Annotated in this window: 23 protein-coding genes; 16 read left to right on the plus strand and 7 right to left on the minus strand. The window is 65.7% G+C overall.

Annotation, left to right across the window (positions count from 1 at the left end):
* Positions 1 to 29 precede the first annotated feature (29 nt).
* The 6 genes from ACZ1I5_RS05115 to ACZ1I5_RS05140 all read left to right on the plus strand — a co-directional run bounded on the left by ACZ1I5_RS05115 (position 30) and on the right by ACZ1I5_RS05140 (position 4,111).
* Positions 30 to 791 (plus strand): SDR family oxidoreductase, encoded by a 762-nt coding sequence (locus ACZ1I5_RS05115; RefSeq protein ID WP_465172652.1) that lies wholly within the window; start codon positions 30 to 32, stop codon positions 789 to 791.
* Between the two features lie 16 nt (positions 792 to 807).
* The gene (locus tag ACZ1I5_RS05120; protein ID WP_465172653.1) at positions 808 to 1,221 is read left to right on the plus strand and encodes a hypothetical protein; all 414 of its coding nucleotides are present in this window, start codon (positions 808 to 810) and stop codon (positions 1,219 to 1,221) included.
* A 28-nt stretch (positions 1,222 to 1,249) separates the two neighbouring features.
* A complete protein-coding gene (locus tag ACZ1I5_RS05125) occupies positions 1,250 to 1,879 on the plus strand; it encodes a glutathione binding-like protein (RefSeq protein ID WP_465172654.1) in 630 nt (209 codons plus the stop codon).
* Complete coding sequence (locus ACZ1I5_RS05130) at positions 1,876 to 2,649, plus strand: SDR family oxidoreductase (RefSeq protein ID WP_465172655.1); 774 nt, start codon at positions 1,876 to 1,878, stop codon at positions 2,647 to 2,649. The genes ACZ1I5_RS05125 and ACZ1I5_RS05130 overlap by 4 nt, the downstream gene beginning before the upstream one ends.
* 18 nt (positions 2,650 to 2,667) lie before the next feature.
* A complete protein-coding gene (locus tag ACZ1I5_RS05135) occupies positions 2,668 to 3,471 on the plus strand; it encodes an alpha/beta fold hydrolase (RefSeq protein WP_465172656.1) in 804 nt (267 codons plus the stop codon).
* Positions 3,472 to 3,556: 85 nt separating this feature from the next.
* Positions 3,557 to 4,111, plus strand: a complete 555-nt coding sequence (locus ACZ1I5_RS05140) for a hypothetical protein (RefSeq protein WP_465172657.1) — start codon at positions 3,557 to 3,559, stop codon at positions 4,109 to 4,111.
* 234 nt (positions 4,112 to 4,345) lie between these two features.
* On the opposite strand, the gene ACZ1I5_RS05145 is transcribed toward ACZ1I5_RS05140, so the two are convergent.
* Positions 4,346 to 4,582 (minus strand): hypothetical protein, encoded by a 237-nt coding sequence (locus tag ACZ1I5_RS05145; RefSeq protein ID WP_465172658.1) that lies wholly within the window; start codon positions 4,580 to 4,582, stop codon positions 4,346 to 4,348.
* A 170-nt stretch (positions 4,583 to 4,752) separates the two neighbouring features.
* Here ACZ1I5_RS05145 and ACZ1I5_RS05150 point away from each other — a divergent pair, with 170 nt between their 5' ends.
* A complete protein-coding gene (locus tag ACZ1I5_RS05150; protein ID WP_465173894.1) occupies positions 4,753 to 5,619 on the plus strand; it encodes a metallophosphoesterase family protein in 867 nt (288 codons plus the stop codon).
* 30 nt (positions 5,620 to 5,649) lie between these two features.
* Positions 5,650 to 6,549: a diacylglycerol/lipid kinase family protein gene (locus ACZ1I5_RS05155; RefSeq protein WP_465172659.1), complete on the plus strand. Its 900-nt coding sequence runs from the start codon at positions 5,650 to 5,652 to the stop codon at positions 6,547 to 6,549.
* Between the two features lie 119 nt (positions 6,550 to 6,668).
* On the opposite strand, the gene ACZ1I5_RS05160 is transcribed toward ACZ1I5_RS05155, so the two are convergent.
* Together ACZ1I5_RS05160 and ACZ1I5_RS05165 are read right to left on the minus strand one after the other, a co-directional pair.
* A complete protein-coding gene (locus tag ACZ1I5_RS05160) occupies positions 6,669 to 7,508 on the minus strand; it encodes an oxygenase MpaB family protein (RefSeq protein ID WP_465173895.1) in 840 nt (279 codons plus the stop codon).
* 32 nt (positions 7,509 to 7,540) lie between these two features.
* A complete protein-coding gene (locus tag ACZ1I5_RS05165; RefSeq protein ID WP_465172660.1) occupies positions 7,541 to 9,082 on the minus strand; it encodes a cation:proton antiporter in 1,542 nt (513 codons plus the stop codon).
* Between the two features lie 157 nt (positions 9,083 to 9,239).
* On the opposite strand from ACZ1I5_RS05165, the gene ACZ1I5_RS05170 reads away from it, so the two are divergent.
* The gene (locus ACZ1I5_RS05170; RefSeq protein WP_465172661.1) at positions 9,240 to 9,413 is read left to right on the plus strand and encodes a hypothetical protein; all 174 of its coding nucleotides are present in this window, start codon (positions 9,240 to 9,242) and stop codon (positions 9,411 to 9,413) included.
* A 299-nt stretch (positions 9,414 to 9,712) separates the two neighbouring features.
* Here the strand turns inward: ACZ1I5_RS05170 and ACZ1I5_RS05175 are convergent, their stop codons facing one another.
* Positions 9,713 to 11,002 carry an MFS transporter gene (locus ACZ1I5_RS05175; protein ID WP_465173896.1) on the minus strand — a complete coding sequence of 430 codons (1,290 nt, stop codon included), beginning with the start codon at positions 11,000 to 11,002 and terminating at the stop codon, positions 9,713 to 9,715.
* 170 nt (positions 11,003 to 11,172) lie between these two features.
* On the opposite strand from ACZ1I5_RS05175, the gene pgsA reads away from it, so the two are divergent.
* From pgsA to ACZ1I5_RS05190, 3 genes are read left to right on the plus strand one after another with little or no spacing between them, the layout of a single operon-like run.
* A complete protein-coding gene (gene pgsA, locus ACZ1I5_RS05180) occupies positions 11,173 to 11,724 on the plus strand; it encodes a CDP-diacylglycerol--glycerol-3-phosphate 3-phosphatidyltransferase (protein WP_465172662.1) in 552 nt (183 codons plus the stop codon).
* An 8-nt stretch (positions 11,725 to 11,732) separates the two neighbouring features.
* A complete protein-coding gene (locus tag ACZ1I5_RS05185; RefSeq protein WP_465172663.1) occupies positions 11,733 to 11,990 on the plus strand; it encodes a MoaD/ThiS family protein in 258 nt (85 codons plus the stop codon).
* Positions 11,987 to 12,430, plus strand: coding sequence for a molybdenum cofactor biosynthesis protein MoaE (locus ACZ1I5_RS05190; RefSeq protein WP_465172664.1), 444 nt, complete (start codon positions 11,987 to 11,989; stop codon positions 12,428 to 12,430). Before ACZ1I5_RS05185 ends, ACZ1I5_RS05190 begins: the two co-directional genes overlap by 4 nt.
* A 6-nt stretch (positions 12,431 to 12,436) precedes the next feature.
* On the opposite strand, the gene ACZ1I5_RS05195 is transcribed toward ACZ1I5_RS05190, so the two are convergent.
* Both ACZ1I5_RS05195 and ACZ1I5_RS05200 read right to left on the minus strand, forming a co-directional pair.
* Entirely contained in the window at positions 12,437 to 13,054 is a 618-nt protein-coding gene (locus tag ACZ1I5_RS05195; protein WP_465172665.1) for a fasciclin domain-containing protein, read from the minus strand.
* An 87-nt stretch (positions 13,055 to 13,141) separates the two neighbouring features.
* On the minus strand, positions 13,142 to 14,041 hold the full coding sequence (locus tag ACZ1I5_RS05200) for a hydrogen peroxide-inducible genes activator (protein ID WP_465172666.1): 900 nt from the start codon (positions 14,039 to 14,041) through the stop codon (positions 13,142 to 13,144).
* Positions 14,042 to 14,184: 143 nt separating this feature from the next.
* On the opposite strand from ACZ1I5_RS05200, the gene ACZ1I5_RS05205 reads away from it, so the two are divergent.
* Complete coding sequence (locus ACZ1I5_RS05205) at positions 14,185 to 14,727, plus strand: peroxiredoxin (RefSeq protein ID WP_465172667.1); 543 nt, start codon at positions 14,185 to 14,187, stop codon at positions 14,725 to 14,727.
* A gap of 65 nt (positions 14,728 to 14,792) precedes the next feature.
* The gene (ahpD, locus tag ACZ1I5_RS05210; RefSeq protein WP_465172668.1) at positions 14,793 to 15,314 is read left to right on the plus strand and encodes an alkylhydroperoxidase, AhpD family; all 522 of its coding nucleotides are present in this window, start codon (positions 14,793 to 14,795) and stop codon (positions 15,312 to 15,314) included.
* A 44-nt stretch (positions 15,315 to 15,358) separates the two neighbouring features.
* Here the strand turns inward: ahpD and ACZ1I5_RS05215 are convergent, their stop codons facing one another.
* Positions 15,359 to 16,129, minus strand: a complete 771-nt coding sequence (locus ACZ1I5_RS05215) for a sulfite exporter TauE/SafE family protein (RefSeq protein ID WP_465172669.1) — start codon at positions 16,127 to 16,129, stop codon at positions 15,359 to 15,361.
* Positions 16,130 to 16,284: 155 nt separating this feature from the next.
* Here ACZ1I5_RS05215 and epsC point away from each other — a divergent pair, with 155 nt between their 5' ends.
* Both epsC and ACZ1I5_RS05225 read left to right on the plus strand, forming a co-directional pair.
* On the plus strand, positions 16,285 to 16,977 hold the full coding sequence (gene epsC, locus ACZ1I5_RS05220) for a serine O-acetyltransferase EpsC (RefSeq protein WP_465172670.1): 693 nt from the start codon (positions 16,285 to 16,287) through the stop codon (positions 16,975 to 16,977).
* Between the two features lie 21 nt (positions 16,978 to 16,998).
* The gene (locus tag ACZ1I5_RS05225; RefSeq protein ID WP_465172671.1) at positions 16,999 to 17,343 is read left to right on the plus strand and encodes a DUF2794 domain-containing protein; all 345 of its coding nucleotides are present in this window, start codon (positions 16,999 to 17,001) and stop codon (positions 17,341 to 17,343) included.
* Positions 17,344 to 17,368: the final 25 nt, after the last annotated feature.

Raw genomic sequence — 17,368 nt, forward strand, 5'->3', positions numbered from 1 at the left:
TAGCGAAACGCCAGCAAGGGATGGAAAACATGAAGATCGTCGTCATCGGCGGGACCGGCCTGATCGGCTCCAAGGTCGTCGAGAAGCTGAAGGAGCGCGGTCATGATGCGATCGCCGCCGCCCCGAACACGGGCGTCAACACCATCACCGGCGAAGGACTCGCCGACGCGCTGGCAGGGGCCGAGGTCGTCGTCGACGTGTCCAACTCGCCGTCGTTCGAGGAAGCGGCGGCGATGGAGTTCTTCCAGACCGCCGGCCGCAATCTGACCGCGGCGGAGCTGGGCGCTGGCGTCCGCCATCATGTCGCGCTGTCGGTCGTCGGCACGGACCGGCTGCAGGACAGCGGCTATTTCCGCGCCAAGCTGGCGCAGGAGGAGCAGATCAAGGCCTCGCCGGTGCCGTACACGCTGCTCCACGCCACCCAGTTCTTCGAATTCCTGCGCCAGATCGCCCAATTCTCCACCGTCGACGGCGCGGTCCGGCTGCCGGCCGTGCAATTCCAGCCGATGGCGGCGGCGGACGTGGCGAGCGCGATCGTCGAGGTCGCGCTGGGAGAGCCGGCGAACGATACGATCGAGATCGCCGGACCGGAGGCGTTCACGCTCGACGAGCCGGTCCGTCGGGTGCTCGCCTTCGACGGCGATCCGCGCGCGGTGATCGTCGATCCGGCCGCGCCCTATTTCGGCGTCGCCGTCAGCGACCGGACGCTGGTGCCCGATCCGGGCGCCCGCCTCGGCAAGACCACGCTCGACTGGTGGCTGGCCAATGTGCCGCCGCCGGCGCGCCGATAAGCGCGGAGATCGCGCGATGCTCAGGCAATTCTGTCTCGCAACGGCCGTCGTGCTGGGTTTCGGTGCGCTGGCGAATGGCTGCTTCATGCTCGTCTCGCCGGCCAACTGGTATTTCGCGGTGCCCGGTGTGACCACCACCGGCCCGTTCAATCAGCATTTCCTGCGGGATATCGGCCTGATCTTCCTCTTCATCGGCGCGGCCTTCCTGCTCGGCGCGGCGCGGCCTGCCTATCGAACCACGCTCTGGGCGGCGGCGTCACTATGGCTGGGCGCGCACGCGACCTTCCATTTCTGGGAGGTAGCCGTCGGCATTTGCGGGCCCTCGGCGCTCCTCCGCGACTTCGCCGCGGTCACGCTGCCGGCGCTCCTCGGTGGGGGACTGACCATCTGGTCGGTCCTCGACCGCCGCCCCGCAGCGACGCCGGCATGATGGCCATTTCTCCAACGGAGTTCATCGCATGAAGCTTTATTACGCGCCTGGCGCTTGCAGTCTCTCCGGCCGGATATCGCTGCACGAAGCGGGGATTTCCGCCGATTTCGAGCGGGTCGACATCAAGACCAAGACCACCGAGCACGGTTATGATTACACGGCGATCAACCCCCGGGGCTATGTGCCCATGCTGGTGCTCGACGACGGCAATGCCGTTACCGAGAACACCGCCGTTCTGGACTTCATTTCCGGACTCGATCCCAATCTCGCGCCCGGCGGCCCGCTCGGCCGTACGCGGCTGATCGAGATGCTGTCCTGGCTTTCCACCGAGCTTCACATCGCCTTCAAACCCTTCTGGCATTCCGACGATGAAAAGGAGAGGGCGGCCGCGAGCGCGGCGGTGGCGCAGCGGCTGGATCTGATTTCGGAGCATATCAACGAACTCTATCTGTTCGGCGCGCGCTTCACCGTGGCCGACGCCTATCTGTTCGTCATGCTGCGATGGGCCCGGGCATTCGGGGTGCCGATGTCGCCCGAGATGCTGGGGTATTTCGAGCGTGTCGCGGAACGCGAGACCGTACGCCGCGCGCTCGCCGAGGAGGGCCTGTTCGACCCGCGCCCCCTGATCGACTCCTCCTCCTTCGATGCGCTGACATGAAAATCGTCGTGATCGGCGGCAGTGGCCGCATCGGCGAGAAGCTGGTCCGCAATTTGCGCCAGGAGGATCTGCGCGTCTTCGAGGCATCCCCCACTTTCGGCGTCGACACCGTTACCGGCATCGGGTTGGCGGCGGCGCTCGACGGGGCGGAGATCGTCGTCGACGTGTCGAATTCGCCGTCGCTGGATGGTCCCACGGCACTGCGCTTCTTCGAGGCGTCGGGCCGCAACCTGCTTGCCGCGGGGCGGGCCGCCGGGGTGCGCCACCACATCGCCTTGTCGATCGTCGGTCTCGATGGCCTGATCGCCAGCGACTATTTCCGCGCGAAAAAGATCCAGGAGGATCTGGTTGCGAGCTCGGGCATCCCGTTCACCATATTGCGGTCGACTCAGTTCTTCGAATTCATCAGCGACGTCGTGCAGGAAGGCACGGCGAGCGAGATTCCGATCTCGCCCGCGCTGGTGCAACCGATCGCCGGCGAGGACGTCGCCGATGCGCTGGCGGACGCGGTGTTCAGCGAGCCGTCCGACGCAATCCTCGAAGTCGCCGGGCCGGAATGCTTCAGGCTCGACGAGGTGGCGACCGAGATCGCGACCGCGCATGAGGATGGGCGCCGCGTCGTGCCCGATGTCCATGCCCGTTATTTCGGTGCCGAACTGGGCGAGCGTTCGCTGCTCGCCGGGCCGGACGCGCTTATCGCGTCGCTGAAATTCGAAGACTGGCTGCGCGACAGCCTGCAGCCGCGCCGCTTCTCGATCCGCGCCGGCTGAGAAGTAGGAGCTATCGTCATGCGTCTTTTTCCCGCGCTGTTTTCCGCGGCACTCATCCTTTCCGGCCCCGCCGCGGCGCAGACGGCGCCCGCGCCGGAAAAGCCGGTGATCGTGCTGGTCCATGGCGCCTTCGCCGACTCCTCGAGCTGGGCTCCGGTGATCACGCTGCTCGAGCAGCATGGCTATACCGCCATCGCCGCCGCCAACCCGCTGCGCGGCGTCGCGAACGACGCGGCCGCCGTTTCCACGATCGTCCGGTCGATCAAGGGGCCGGTGGTGCTGGTCGGCCATTCCTATGGCGGGCCGGTCATCACCGAAGCGGCCACCGGCAACGTCAACGTCAGAGCATTGGTCTATGTGGCCGGCTTCGCGCCGGAGACGGGCGAATCGAGCCTCTCGCTCTCCTCGAAATTCCCCGGCAGCACCCTTGGGGACAGCCTGACGGCGATCGCCTTGCCCGATGGCGACGAGGATCTCTATATCCGCGCGGAGACGTTCCACGCTCAGTTCGCCGCCGATGTCCCTGACGCGCAGGCCGCGACGATGGCGGCTACCCAGCGGCCGGTCACCCTGTCGGCGCTGGGCGAGCCGTCCCGGAACGCCAGCTGGAAGACTCTGCCGTCGTTCGTGATCTACGGCACCGCGGACCGGAATATTCCAGCCGCCGTGATGAAGTTCATGGCGGAACGCGCGCACGCGAAAAAGACGGTGGTGGTGGACGGCGCGTCGCACGCGCTGATGATGTCGCACCCTGCCGAGGTCAGCGCGCTGATCGAGGACGCGGCCACGGCCAGACAGGGGCAGACCCGAATGCGGCCGTAGACTCATTCGCGGAGCCCCAGGTGCGCTGAGGCGAGTTGGACCATCGCGAGGAATTTCTCGGCGGCTTGCCGTATCGGATGGCGATATGACAAAAGTGCTTGAACCTGCTGAAGAAGCGCTCTCGATCACGCGCCACTCGAAGTCGGTCAGATCATATCGGCTCATGGTGCGCGTCCATCAAATTGTTGGACCGGCGGAAGTGCCATTTCAGCCGTTTGACAGGCGGTACTTCTCGCCGCAGGTTTCCTCCATGAGTGAGCCGTGGGCCAACATCATTGCCATCTTCGGGCAGAAGCGAACACTTGGGGACGAAACGTTTCGATCAGCAATAGCTGGTGTAGAACAGCTCGCCATTCTGATCGCTGAAGGCCCCCTGAACCGGTCGCTATTCGGGTGGACCTCGATGCACGATCTGTGCGTGCAGCAAACCGACACGGCTCCCTACGCTGGACCCTACCTCCGGATGTCACCGCTACCGTCGGGAATGGTGGACTTCCGTTACATCGACACCGCAATCGCAGACCGACAATGGCAACGGGCTGTGCCGGCGGATGCTGCCCCAGCTCAGCTCGTGACCTTCCTCGACCAACTCGGATGGACGCCGGGCATCGTGCCTGCCGTCAATGGGTTAACGGCCTAAAGTAGCGGCCCGGCACCCAGGGGCGCCGGGCCTTAGGTTACGTTCTGCTAGGGAGCATCAACGCAGCTTCTCTCTAATCCCTATCGGATGACTGGGAAATACAGAGCTGCTTTGCTTTGCGATAGTCCGCCTTGGCCATCGGATGAAATCCAGGCGGCGCGTCGCGCATTAAAAAGGCCGCGCGACCATCCGGTCGCGCGGCCTGTTCGACGCCTAGGGAGCGCCGGGTCGGAATCAGTTGGTCGTGACGTTCCCGGCGCTGTCCAGCGGGGCAATCGCATTGTCCACCGCGGTCGCGTTGTCCGTCAGGTTCAGCGCGGCTTCGTCGGTCGCGTTCACGTCCAGCGTGTCTTCGCTGTTCAGCGTGACGTCGGTCGCGTTCGCGCTGTTGTCGACGGGCGTCTTGGGGTCGCAGGCGGCGAGGCCGAGCGAGGCGACGGCGATGAGCGGCAGGATAACGAACTTCTTCATGGACGGTTTCTCCGTAGTTGTTTCAGGACGTCACGGGGAGACGCGATCGTCACCCGCTCCGTCCTGGCGTTGTGTCCGCCGTCTGCATGGATCAATTCCTACGCTTTTAATAGGAAAAAATGCGGCAGGGCGATTATGAAACCGGGCGTGCCGTCGCTCGTTGGACGGCCGTGGCCCGGATCGCGCACCTCTCGGATATTCACTTCGGTGCGCATGATCCCCGGATCGTCGCGGCGACCGAGGCCTGGCTGGCCGAGCATCGCCCCGATCTCGTCATCGTCAGCGGCGATTTTACGCAGCGTGCGCGTGTTGCCCAGTTCCGCGAGGCGGCGGCCTGGCTCGATCGGCTGCGCGCGGCGGGCCTGAAACTGCTGCTCATTCCCGGCAATCACGACGTGCCGCTTTATGACGTGGCCCGGCGTTTCCTCGCGCCGCTCGATCGCTACAAGCGCTATGTCGACGACAATCTCTGTCCCTGGTTCGAGAATGACGAGGTCGCGATCCTCGGCATCAACACGGCACGCTCGCTCACCTTCAAGGATGGCCGGATCAATCGCGACCAGCTCGCGATGGTTCACGACCGCTTCGGCCCGGTGGCGCCGCAGAAGACGCGCATCCTCGTCACGCATCACCCGCTGTTCGCCATGCCGATCGGCGAGGGTGGCGAACTGAGCGAGGCGGTCGGCCGCCACCGCGACGCGGTGGTCGCGATGTGCCGCGCGGGCGTACATATCGCGCTGGCCGGGCATTTTCACCGGACCTATGCCGAGGCGGCACGCCGCATGGTGGAAACCGCCGGCGGGTCGCTCGTCATCCAGGCGGGCACCGCGACCTCGACGCGGCTCCGCAATGACGAGCTGCAGAGCTTCAACTGGATCCATGTCCATCGCAACGACGATATCGAACTGCAGGTGATCGCCTGGGACGGGGCCGCGTTCAATCGCGGCAACCATGTCCGCTTCGCCCGCGACGGCGACAGCTGGACGTCGCGCGAGGTGGCGGACGATATCTTTCAGACGCCCGCGATTTCGATCTGAACAAGCGCGACACTCGATCGTTACGGGTCTGTGTCGAATTTGCCGCTTCCCGTCCTGGTCAACCGCAAGGGAGGCACCGCCGCATCGGCCGGCGAGGATCTCGAACAGCATCTGGTCGATGCCTTTGCGGGTGCCGATATCGCGGTCCGCCTGCTCGATGGACCAGATACGGCGGACGCGGTGCGCGATGCCGCGGCCACCAGCAAGCGCGTGGTCGTCGGTGGCGGAGACGGCACCGCGGCGTGCGCCGCCGCCGTGCTGGCGGATGGCGATGTCGAAATGGGCCTGTTGCCGCTCGGCACGCTGAACCACCTCGCGCGCGACCTCGGTATCCCCGCGACGCTCGAAGAGGCGGCGGCGCTGGCCGTTCACGGCACCGCGACCTCGATCGACCTTGCCGAGGTCAACGGCCATGTCTTCGCCAACAACGCGTCGATCGGCCTTTACCCGATGATGGTTCGGCAACGCGACGCCTATCGCGAAAGGCTGGGCATGCCGAAATGGCTCGCGTCCATTCCCGCTTCCTGGAACGCCTGGAGGCGGTTGCGGCGCTATCAGCTCAGCCTCGACATGGGCGAGGGGCAGAAGCCGCTGGTCACGTCGCTGCTCTTCGTCGGCAACAATCTCTATTCGCTCGAACGCGGGCAGATCGGCGAGCGGGCGTCGCTCAGCCAGGGCAAGCTGTCGGTCTTCGCGCTGGCCGCGCCGGGGCGGTTCGCCCTGCTGTGGTTCGCCCTTCGCGCGGTGGCGGGCCGGGCCGACCACCACAAGGATTTCGTCGAATATGGCGAGTGCGAGACGCTGACCGTCCATGCGCATCGCAAGGGTGTCGATGTCGGTCTCGACGGCGAAGTGCGCGAGCTCGAATTCCCGCTGGAGTTCCGGATCAGGGCAGGGGCGTTGCGGATCGTCGCGCCGGCGGCCGACTAACTTCTACGTCCAAGTCTGTTTTTCCTCTTTTTCCGTTCGTTTCGAGCGAAGTCGAGAAACCGGGTCAGGCGCTCCATTAATGTTTCTCGACGTCGCTCGAAACGAACGGGGGAGTGGGGCTAACCGAACGCCCAGCGTAAAGTGCGCGCAATCCCGAACGTGCCCGCGCGCACCAGCGGCCGGGTCAGGCGCGGCGCGGCAAGGCCGTGCATGTGCCGTGCCCAATCCGGCAACAGATCGACCGCCGCCTGAAAGGTGATCGCCTGTACCGGCCCCGCCGACAGGGTTCGGGCGGGCTGGTTCAGCACCAGCGCGGCAACTTCCTGCGTGCGCGCATCGACGGTCAGTTCGGGCCGCATCGCGGCGATCAGCGCAGTCGCCTCCGCCCGGCTGCGCGGCACCGGATCGGCACCCAGCGCCTCGGGAATGCGCGCGAACTCGGCGAAATACCGGTCCTGGTCAGCGGCCGACATGTCCGGTTCGCTGTAGCGGATCCAGGCGTCGAGGAAGCTCGTCGCCTCGCTGACATGCACCCAGGCGAGCAGTTTCGGATCGCCAGCGCGATAGGGCGTGCCGTCGGGCAGCACCCCGCCCACCTTGTCGTGAATGCCGCGGACCCGGGCGATCGCGGCTTCCGCTTCGTCCCGCGCGCCATAGGTGGTCATCGCGATGAACCGCGCGGTGCGCCGCAGGCGGCCGAGCATGTCGGTGCGGAAATTGGAATGGTCCCACACGCCCGCCAGCACCGCGGGATGAAGCATCTGCAGCAGCAAGGCGGCGACCCCGCCGACCATCATCGTCGTCACGTCGCCGTGCACGCGCCACACGATTGTTCCGGGATCGAACAGCGCGTCGTCGCTGCGCACCACCGGGCGCTCGCCCTTCTTCGTATCGTTGAACACGGCCCGCACCTGCCGGACGAGTCCGCGCCGCACGCCGTGTGCGATCACACCGCCGATCTGCCGATGGGGGAGGGGTTTCGTCGGCAAGGTCAGCCTTCCTCGATCGTGCGGATATCTTCAGGTCCGACCGCCAGCTCGCGCCAGTCGAGTTCTTCCTGAAGCACCTCATAGGCATCTTCGCCGATCTTCTCCTCGTCGCGGAGGGCGAGCAGCCGGTCGCGCTGCGCGGTGATGGCGGTCCGCTTCAACTTCTGGCGCTCCTCGAAGACGGTGCAGGCGTCGGCATCGATCAACGCATCCCGGTCGATCTCGAGCTGGCGGCGCGTTTCCTCGGCGACCTTGCCCCTGGCATCGGCGATCGCCTCCAGGGCCACGTCGGCGAGGGATTTCCGGGCATTGGCCATCTCGCGCTCCTCGGCGCCGCCGTCGTGCAGCTTGAGCAGCCGGATCAGCGGCGTCAGGGTCAGGCCCTGCACGACCAGCGTCGCCAGCACCACGCCGAAGGCGGCGAGCAGGATCATGTCGCGCGCCGGAAAATCGGCGGGCAGGGCGAAGGCGGTCGCCATCGTCACCAGCCCACGCATGCCGCACCAGCCGATCACGATGCTCTGCGCCAGGCTCGGCGCCTTCAGGGGGCCGCGGATCGCCGCAAAATGTCGCGCGAGCCGGTTGTAGAGCACTACCCACGCGATACGGGTCACGACGACGCCCGCGACGACCAGCCCCGCGAACTTCAGCGCCTCCTGCAATCGCTCCGGCCGCATGTCGCCGACGATCTCGCGGACCTGCATGCCCATCAGCAGGAAGGCGAGCACGTTGAGCAGGAACACCACGCCGCCCCACACCGCGAAGGACTGGATGCGGTTGCGCGCGCTGGCGCGCACGATCGGGGAACTGGCGAGGTACATCGCCATCGCGACCACGCACAGCACGGCGGACAGGCCGAGCCGGTCGGCGATGATCCACACCAGGAAGGTGTTGACGAACTCGAGCAGGTTTCCGCCGAGCGTTCCGCGCGTGTACGGCACGACAAAGCGATGGACCCAGCCGCAGGCGATGCCGAGCGCGATGCCGCCCGGCACCGCCAGGCCCAGGCGCAGCGCCACGCCGCCGTCGATCCCGCCATGGCTCTGGACCGCGAGCGCGGCACTGAACAGCAGCAGCGCGGTCGCATCGTTGAGCAGGCTTTCGCCGGTCAGCACCTCGACCGTGCGGCGCGGCAGCTTGGCGGATCGCAGCACCGTGGTCGCGGCCGCGGCATCGGGCGGCGCGACGATCGCGCCCAGCGTGATCGCCGCCGCGATCGGCAATCCGGCGAAGGTCCAGCCGATCCAGGCGACCACCGCGGTGGTCAACAGCACCGCGCCGACCGCCAGCGCGAGCAGCGGGCGCCACAAGGTGCGGATCGCGGCGAGCGGAAAATCGAACGCGGCGTCGACCAGCACCGGCGCGATGAACAGCGCCAGCGCGGTATGTCCGTCGAGGCGAATCACCGGGCTGCCCGGAATCAGCGCGACGATCACCCCCGCGGCGGCCAGCATGGTCGGATAGGGAATCCAGGTGCGCCGCGCCACCTGCAGGAGCAGGATCGCCATCAGCAGCAGCGCGATCAGGCTTTCGAAAAAGGTCACGGCGCAATCCTAACCCGCTCGAGGCGCTATCGTCCAACCCTGGATTGGTTCCAGTTCGGGTGTGGGAAAATCCTTGTCTGCGCTGTCCCGATATCGGACTCGGGTTCACCAAATTCGGGGCTGGCGCGAATCGTAAACGCGGCGTTAACTGTTCCGCATGGCCCAGCATCTCGCCCTTGCGGCTACCGCCGCCCGTCACCCGTTCCGCCGCCGGCTCGTCTCGGCACAGCCGGCGAGTCCGTCGCGACCGCGCAACGACGATCAGGATCTGAAGCTGTTCGCGCTGAGCTTCACGGCCTTCTTCATCTGTATCTACACCTTCATCTTCTGAAGGCCGGCGCGGCACGATCACGCATCGATTCAAAGAAGACGGCGATCGTCGCAGGATGATGGCGGATGGCGCTCGTGGCGCCAACCCGCTGTTTCTCATCGCGGGCGAAGACGGATTTCCCTGTTATGCGCGGATGAATTCCCTGTTATCGGGTAACAGGGAATTGGCATTAACACCTTGAAAAAATAGAAAAAATCAGAGAAAATCGGCTAAAAACGGTCGAGAAAAATGAAAATTCCCTGTTAATTCCCTGTTACGGGGCAGGAACAGGGAATTTCCGCGATCCCGGGACGACCGACCTAGTCGCAGGCCAGATGGAGCTTCTGCGCCAGCCAGGCCGAGATCAGGCACATGCCAGCGACCACGAACAACATGTTGTCGGGCGTGACGCCGAGCGCCGACGCGCCCAGCACCAGCAGCGTCCCGACCACCATCGCGCCTGAATTGACGACATTGTTGGCAGCGACGGTGCGCGCCGTCTGGTCCTTGGTCACCGTGGTGGTGAGGAAGGTGTAGAGCGGAACCACGAACATGCCACCAGTGATCGCGATGCCCATCAACACCAGTACGAGCGGGATCGCGCGGGGGATCTGGAAGAAGGCGACCCAGTCGTACAGCGTGCCCGCCGGCGCGGCCGGCCAGGCGCGGATCATCAGCGAGAAGACGACCACCATTCCCCCCATCGCGATCACGGAGGCCGGGGCGTATTTTGCCGATACCCGCCCCTTGAGCAGGGTATTGATGACGATCGATCCGATCGCGATCCCGATCGAGAACAGCGCGATGACGATGCTGGAGACCTGCGGATCGGCGGTAAGGACGTTCTTCACCAGCGGCGGGAAAGTGACGATCAGCACCGCACCGATCGTCCAGAAGAAACTGATCGCGCAGATCGCGAGGAACAGGCGCGGGATGTGCATTGTGGCGTTGATCAGCCGCCAGGAGGCAGTGAAGGGATTGTAGTTGATCGAGAGGACCGCGCCCGCGCGCGGTGCCGCGGGGATCATTCGCGCCGTGAACCAGCCGACCAGCGCGACGCAGATGCCCATGATCGCCGCGCCCTCGACGGACAGCACGCCGGCGAAGATCGTGCCCAGCAGGATGGCGAGATAGGTGGCCGCCTCGACCAGGCCGGTACCGCCCAGCACTTCGTCCGACTTCAGATGCTGCGGCAGGATCGCGTATTTGATCGGCCCGAAAAAGGTCGAGTGCGCGCCGAGGCAGAGCACGGCACCAAGCATCAGCCCGAGTCCGAGTGTCCAGAATCCGGCCCGCGCCACCATCAACCCGGCCGCGCCGAGGAGCATGATGGCGATTTCCGCGGTCTTCACGATCCGGATGATCTTCGCCTTGTCGGTCGTGTCGGCGAGCTGCCCCGCCAGGGCGGACAATATGAAGAAGGGCAGGATCGCCAGCCCGGTGGCGAGCGCATTGAAGCTCTGTTCGACCTTGGGGTCGTTGAAGACCTGGTAGGTCGCGAACAGCACCATCGAAGTCTTGAAGAGATTGTCGTTGAAGGCACCGAGGAACTGGGTGACGAAAAGCGGCATGAACCGGCGCTCTTTCAGCAAGCCGAGCGCATTGAGCATGATGGGAAACGGCCTCACATGTGGCGAAATAGGGGCATCGCATAGCCGACCGGGAGACAAGGCGGCAACCGAATAGTCGGTACCCGCCCTGCCAGCCCCTCGCTGTGGCCCTTTCTCGAGGCCCGACTCCAGCTTGCGGGGGAGGGCGCCGGCTCCTAGGGTCGGTGGCGATGCTGACCCTGCCCAATATCCTCACCCTCTCGCGGATTCTCGCGGTGCCGCTGCTCGTCGGCTTCCTGTGGTGGCCGGCCTGGCCGGCGGGCTATGCGATCGCCTTCGCGCTCTATTGCCTGATGGGCATCACCGATTATTTCGACGGCTATCTCGCCCGGTCGAAGGGCACCGTCTCGAAGCTCGGCATCTTTCTCGATCCGATCGCCGACAAGATCATGATCGCGTCGGTGGTGCTGATGCTGGTCGCGACGCGCGACATCGCGGGCTGGTCGCTGATCGCCGGCATCATCATCCTGCTGCGCGAGATCGCCATTTCGGGCCTGCGGGAGTTCCTGGCCCAGCTACAGGTCTCGGTGCCGGTGTCGAAGCTGGCCAAATGGAAGACGACCTTGCAGCTCGTCTCGCTCGGCGGGCTGATCCTTGCCGGTGCCTTGCCCGCCTTTCCCTGGATCCAGACCTTCAGCATCGCTGCCCTCTGGGGCGCCGCGGTACTGACCCTGGTCACTGGCTGGGACTATCTGCGGGTCGGCCTGAAGCACATGGACTGAACGCCGTCATGGCGATCGACCTGCTTTATTTCTCCTGGGTGCGCGAAGCGATCGGCACCGGCAGTGAAACGGTGGACCCACCCGAAGGACTGGCGCGGGTCACGGATCTGATCGACTGGCTGGCGACGCGCAGCGACGGCCATGCCCAAGCCCTGGCCGATCGCGGCCGGCTGCGCGCCGCCGTGGACCAGGTTTTTGTCGGCCTCGATTCCCCGCTCGGGACTCCGCGCGAAGTGGCGATCTTCCCGCCGGTGACCGGGGGATGATCCGCGTCGCCGTCCAGCACGAGCCGATCGACCAGTCCGCCGAATTCGCTGCGATCACCGCGGCGGGCGTCGGCGGGATCGCCACCTTTGCCGGCGTGGTGCGCGCCGATGACGGCGTCACCACGCTGGAGCTCGAACATTATCCCGGGGCGACCGAAGCCGCGCTGCGCAGTCTCGCGGAGGAAGCGGCCGGCCGATGGGGCCTTGCCGCGGCAAGCGTGGTGCACCGGGTGGGCGTGATGCGACCGGGCGAGCTGGTGGTGTTCGTCGGCACGGCGGCGGCGCATCGCGGCGCGGCGCTCGAATCCTGCGCCTTCCTGATCGATCGCCTGAAGACCGAGGCGCCCTTCTGGAAGCGCGAGACGCGCGGTGACGAAGCGCGTTGGGTGGAACCGCGCGACGGCGACACGCATGCCGCCGCGCGATGGGACAAGCCCTAGCCCAGCTCAGCCCAGCTTGGGCAGCAGCACGCCGTTGACGACATGCACCACGCCGTTCGACTGGCGGACATCGGGCACTTCGACATAGCTCTTGTTGCCGTTGACGTCGGTGATCTGGATCGCGCCATTGAGATCGGTGACGGTCAGGGGCTCGCCCTCGACGGTGGTCAGCTTCGCGGTGCCGCCGCCGGCGGTCATCTGCTGCTTGAGCTGCTCGAGCGTGATCGCGCCGGGCACGACATGATAGCTGAGCACCTTGACCAGCGTGGCCTTGTTCTCGGGCTTCATCAGCGTGTCGACGGTGCCGGGCGCGAGCCGGCCGAATGCGTCATTGGTCGGCGCGAACACGGTGAAGGGGCCAGGGCCAGCCAGAGTCGCGTCGAGGCCAGCTGCCTTCGCGGCGCTGACCAGGGTGGTCAGGTTCGGCGCGGCGGCGGCGTTTTCCGGGATCGGCTTGGCCGCGTCCATCGCGGCGCCGCCGACGGCGGGGTTCGGAGCCGCCTCGGCCGCGGGAGCTGCCGGCGCGGCGGGGGCAGGGGCCGCCTGAGGGGGACGCGCTCCAGCGGACGCGACCATCAACAGGCCGGATATCGCCACAACCGGAAGCTTGGTGGAAAATTTCATCAGTCTCTCCAGCTAATCGAATGCGCGCAGAGGTGACGCACAGGACAAGATACGGTCCGGCGGCTGATTGGTTTCACAAACCGCAGGCTACTGCGCCTCGGCAAGTACCTCCGCGAGCAGGTGGAAATCCTTTTCGCGGGGGGAGGCACGGCGCCACACCAGCGCGATACGGCGTGCAGGATTTGCGGCATCCAGTGGCCGTGCGGTGAGTCCCGTATGGTCGAGGATGCCCGCCTTCAGCGCCATCTCGGGCAGCAACGTCACGCCAAGCCCGTTGTCGACCATCTGGACGATGGTGTGCAGCGAGGTGCCCATCATCGTCGCCTCCGCGCGCAGCTCTGGCCGGTTGCAGGCCGCGAGGGCATGGTCCTTCAGGCAATGCCCGTCCTCGAGCAGCAACAGCCGGTCCTCATTGATGTCATCGGCATGCATTGCCCCGGTCGCGCTGCCGATCTCGCCTTCGGGGCCGGCGACGAACAGGCGGTCGTCGAACAGGAATTGCGACGCCACCTCGCCGCACGCATAGGGCAGGGCCAGCAGCACGCAGTCGGTGCGGCCATTGTGTAGCCCCTCGCACGCCGCCCCGCTCGGCTCCTCGCGCAGGAACAGCTTCAGGTCGGGATAGTCGCGGCGGAGCCGCGGCAGGATACGCGGCAGCATGAAGGGCGCGATGGTCGGGATCACGCTCATCCGCATCTCGCCCGACAGCGGCCGCCCGGCGGCGCGGGCCAGGTCGCCCAGTTCCTCCGCCTCGCGCAGCACCCGGCGCGCCTTGTCGGCGATCCGGTCGCCCAGCGGCGTGAAGCGCACCACGCGGCGGGTGCGCTCGACCAGGGTCACGCCGATCAGCGTCTCCAGCTCGCGGATGCCGGCGGACAGGGTCGACTGGGTAACGAAGCACGCATCCGCCGCCCGGCCGAAATGACCATGGTCCTTCAGCGCCACGAGATATTGCAGCTGTTTCAAGGTCGGCAGGTAAGTGGCCATAATCGCCTCAATCGATCAACACGGCCTAAATAACCTGTTGGATCGATCAAACGCCAGCCTTATATGCACTTCAGCACAGACGGCGAATCAATCGCCGCGTCGCGAGGATGCCGAAGGCCGACCCATTTCTTGAGGAGGCCAATATGCTTACTGTCGGTGACAAGCTCCCCGAATTCACCGTTCCCGTCCAGCAGGGCATCGACGCGCTCCCCGCCGGCGAGACGCTCAGCCAGGATGCGTTTCCGGGCCGCTGGAAGATCCTGTTCTACTGGCCGAAGGACTTCACCTTCGTCTGCCCGACCGAAATCGTGGGTTATGCCGCGCTCAAGGACGATTTCGCCGATCGCGACGCCGTGCTGATCGGCGCCTCGACCGACACCGCGCACGTCCACCTGGCCTGGCGCAAGTCGGATCCGGATCTGGCCGCTGCCGACTTCCCCTGGCTGGCGGACAATGGCGCTGTCCTCGCGTCGAAGCTCGGCATCCTCGATGCCAATGAGCATGTCGCGTATCGTGCGACCTTCATCATCGACCCGGACAATGTCATCCAGGCGGTGCAGGTCAACGGCCTGAACGTCGGCCGCAACCCCGCCGAGACGCTCCGCGTGCTCGACGCGCTGCAGACCGACGAGCTCTGCCCGTGCAACTGGAACAAGGGCGACGACGTCCTCCAGGTTGCCGCGTAATTGACGAACGTTGAAGGGGCGCGGGGCCAGCGGCTCCGCGCCCCTTCGCTTGATTGGAGTACATCATGTCGCTCAAGGAATTCGCCGCCACGCTGCCCGATTTCGCCAAGGATATCCGGCTGAATGTCGGCTCGCTGCTCAACGAAGCGCATCTGCCCGACCAGCAGAAATACGGCCTGCTGCTCACCTGCGCGCACGGCTCGGGCTACAAGCCTTTGGTCGATGCGACGGAGGCCGAAGTGGCCGACAAGCTTTCGCCCGAGGCAGCCAATGCGGCCCGCGCGGCGGCGGCGGTGATGGCGATGAACAATGTCTATTACCGGTTCACGCATCTCGCCGGGAACAAGGAATATCTCACCATGCCGGCCAAGCTGCGCATGAACGTGATCGGCGCGCCGGGCATCGACAAGGTCGATTTCGAGCTGTTCAGCCTCGCCGTCTCGGCGATGAATGGCTGCGGCATGTGTATCGACGCGCATGAGAATGTGCTGAAGAAAGCTGGCGCCACCGCCGAGGCGATCCAGACCGCCGTGCGTATCGGCGCGGTGATGACGGCGGTCGCGACCGTGCATGCAGCAGTGAACTGACTTCCCTATAAAGCCCCTCCCCTGAAGGGGAGGGGAGCAAGAAGTTACTTCATCACCGCCGCCCAGATCGTATAGGCGCTGGTCACCGTCAGCAGTCCGCCGACCATTGCCATCAGCAGCCGTGCCGGTACCCGCTTCGCCAGCAGCCCGCCGAACGGCGCCGCGATCAGCCCGCCGATCAGCAGGCCCACCGTCTGCAAGGTGAAGGCCGCGAACCCCATGGTCGCGATGAACGTCGCGGAGATGGTCGCGGTCAGGAAGAATTCCGATGTGTTGACCGTGCCGATCGTGCTGCGCGGGCTCGCGCCCTGAACCAGCAGGTTGGACGTCACCACCGGCCCCCAGCCGCCGCCGCCCGCCGCATCGAGGAAGCCGCCGACCAGGCCGAGCGGCTCGATGATCTTCGGCTCGCGCGGCTCGACCCGGCCACGCCAGGCACGAAAGAGCAGGTACAGGCCGATCGAGGCGAGATAGGCCATCACGAACGGCTTCGCGACCGCGGCATCGACATTGCTCAGCACATAGGCGCCGAGCGCCCCGCCGATGACGCCGGGGATGACGAGGCGGCGGAACAGCTTCCAGTTGACGTTCTTGTGGAAGATATGGCTCGCGCCCGATGCCGCGGTGGTGAAGGTCTCCACCGCATGCACGCTGGCGGAGGCGAGCGCGGGGGGTACGCCGAGAAAGCTCACCAGCAGCGTGTTGTTGATCACGCCAAAGGCCATGCCCAATGCCCCGTCGACCATCTGCGCGGCAAAGCCGACCGCGATATAGGGCAGCACGGTTTCCACGGTCGCGAGCGTTACGTCGAACATCAGGGCAAACTCTCCGACCGATTTGCGCCGAATTCGCCGTTCCTGCCAAATCCTACAAGCAAGATAGGGTTTATGCCTCGAAAGTTAGCGGCAGTCCGGTCCTTTAATTCGCCGTATTGAGCGCCTAGATACGGGCGCTGCAAAGGGGACGCGAGATGATGGAGCGATTGATCGCCTATCTCGATTCGATCAAGGCGCGCGATCCCGCGCCTCGGTCTCGACTGGAAATTCTGACCTATCCGGGCGTGTGGGCGCTTGCCTGGCACCGCGTCGCGCATCGCCTGTATGGCGCGCGATTCTATTTCCTCGCCCGGCTGGTGAATCATTTCTCGCGCGCCTTCACCGCGATCGACATCCATCCAGGCGCGAAGATCGGGCGCAATTTCTTCATCGATCACGGCTTCGTCGTGATCGGCGAGACGGCGGAGATCGGCGACAACGTCACCATCTATCAATGCGTCACGCTGGGCGGCACCAGCCCCGACAATGGCGTTGCGGGCAAGCGCCATCCGACCATCATGGAGGGCGCGATCATCGGATCTGGCGCTCAGGTGCTCGGGCCGATCACCGTTGGCCGCGGCTCGCGCATCGGCGCGAACGCGGTGGTCACGCGCGACGTGGCCGAAGGCGCGGTCATGGTCGGGATCCCCGCGCGCGCGACGATGATCGAGGGCGGGCAGAAACCGCAGGAATTCCTCGCTTACGGCACGCCGTGCAAGGACATGTTCGATCCGCAGACCCAAAAGCTGGAACTGCTGCGCTGCGAACTGGAGACCATGCGCAAGCGGCTCGATGCGCTGCTCGCCGAGTCCGAACCCAAGCGCAAGAACGTGCGCGATCGTGCCTGACGGGCAGGGCGCAAAGGCCTGATGGGGACGGTAACCCCTTTTCCGCTGCCGCAGGGACGCGCCGGCCAGGTCGGCTTCGAACGCCTCGAACTCACTCGTATCCTCGATCTCTATGGCCGGATGGTCGCCGCCGGCCATTGGCGCGACTATGCGATCGAACTGGGCAGCGACGCCGCGATCTTCGCTGCCTTCCGCCGCGCGGCCGAGCGGCCGGAATACCGCATCCAGAAACATCCCGCCCAGCGCAACCGCCAGGGCATGTGGTCGCTGGTCAACGAAGCGGGTGTCGTCTTGAAGCGCGGGCACGAACTCGCGCCCGTGCTGGCACCGCTGGAGCGCCGGCTGATGAAGCTCGTGGATCTGTAAAAAAGAACCCCGGCGGCCCAAGGGC

This window comes from Sphingomonas sp. BL-S-30, from assembly GCF_055521475.1.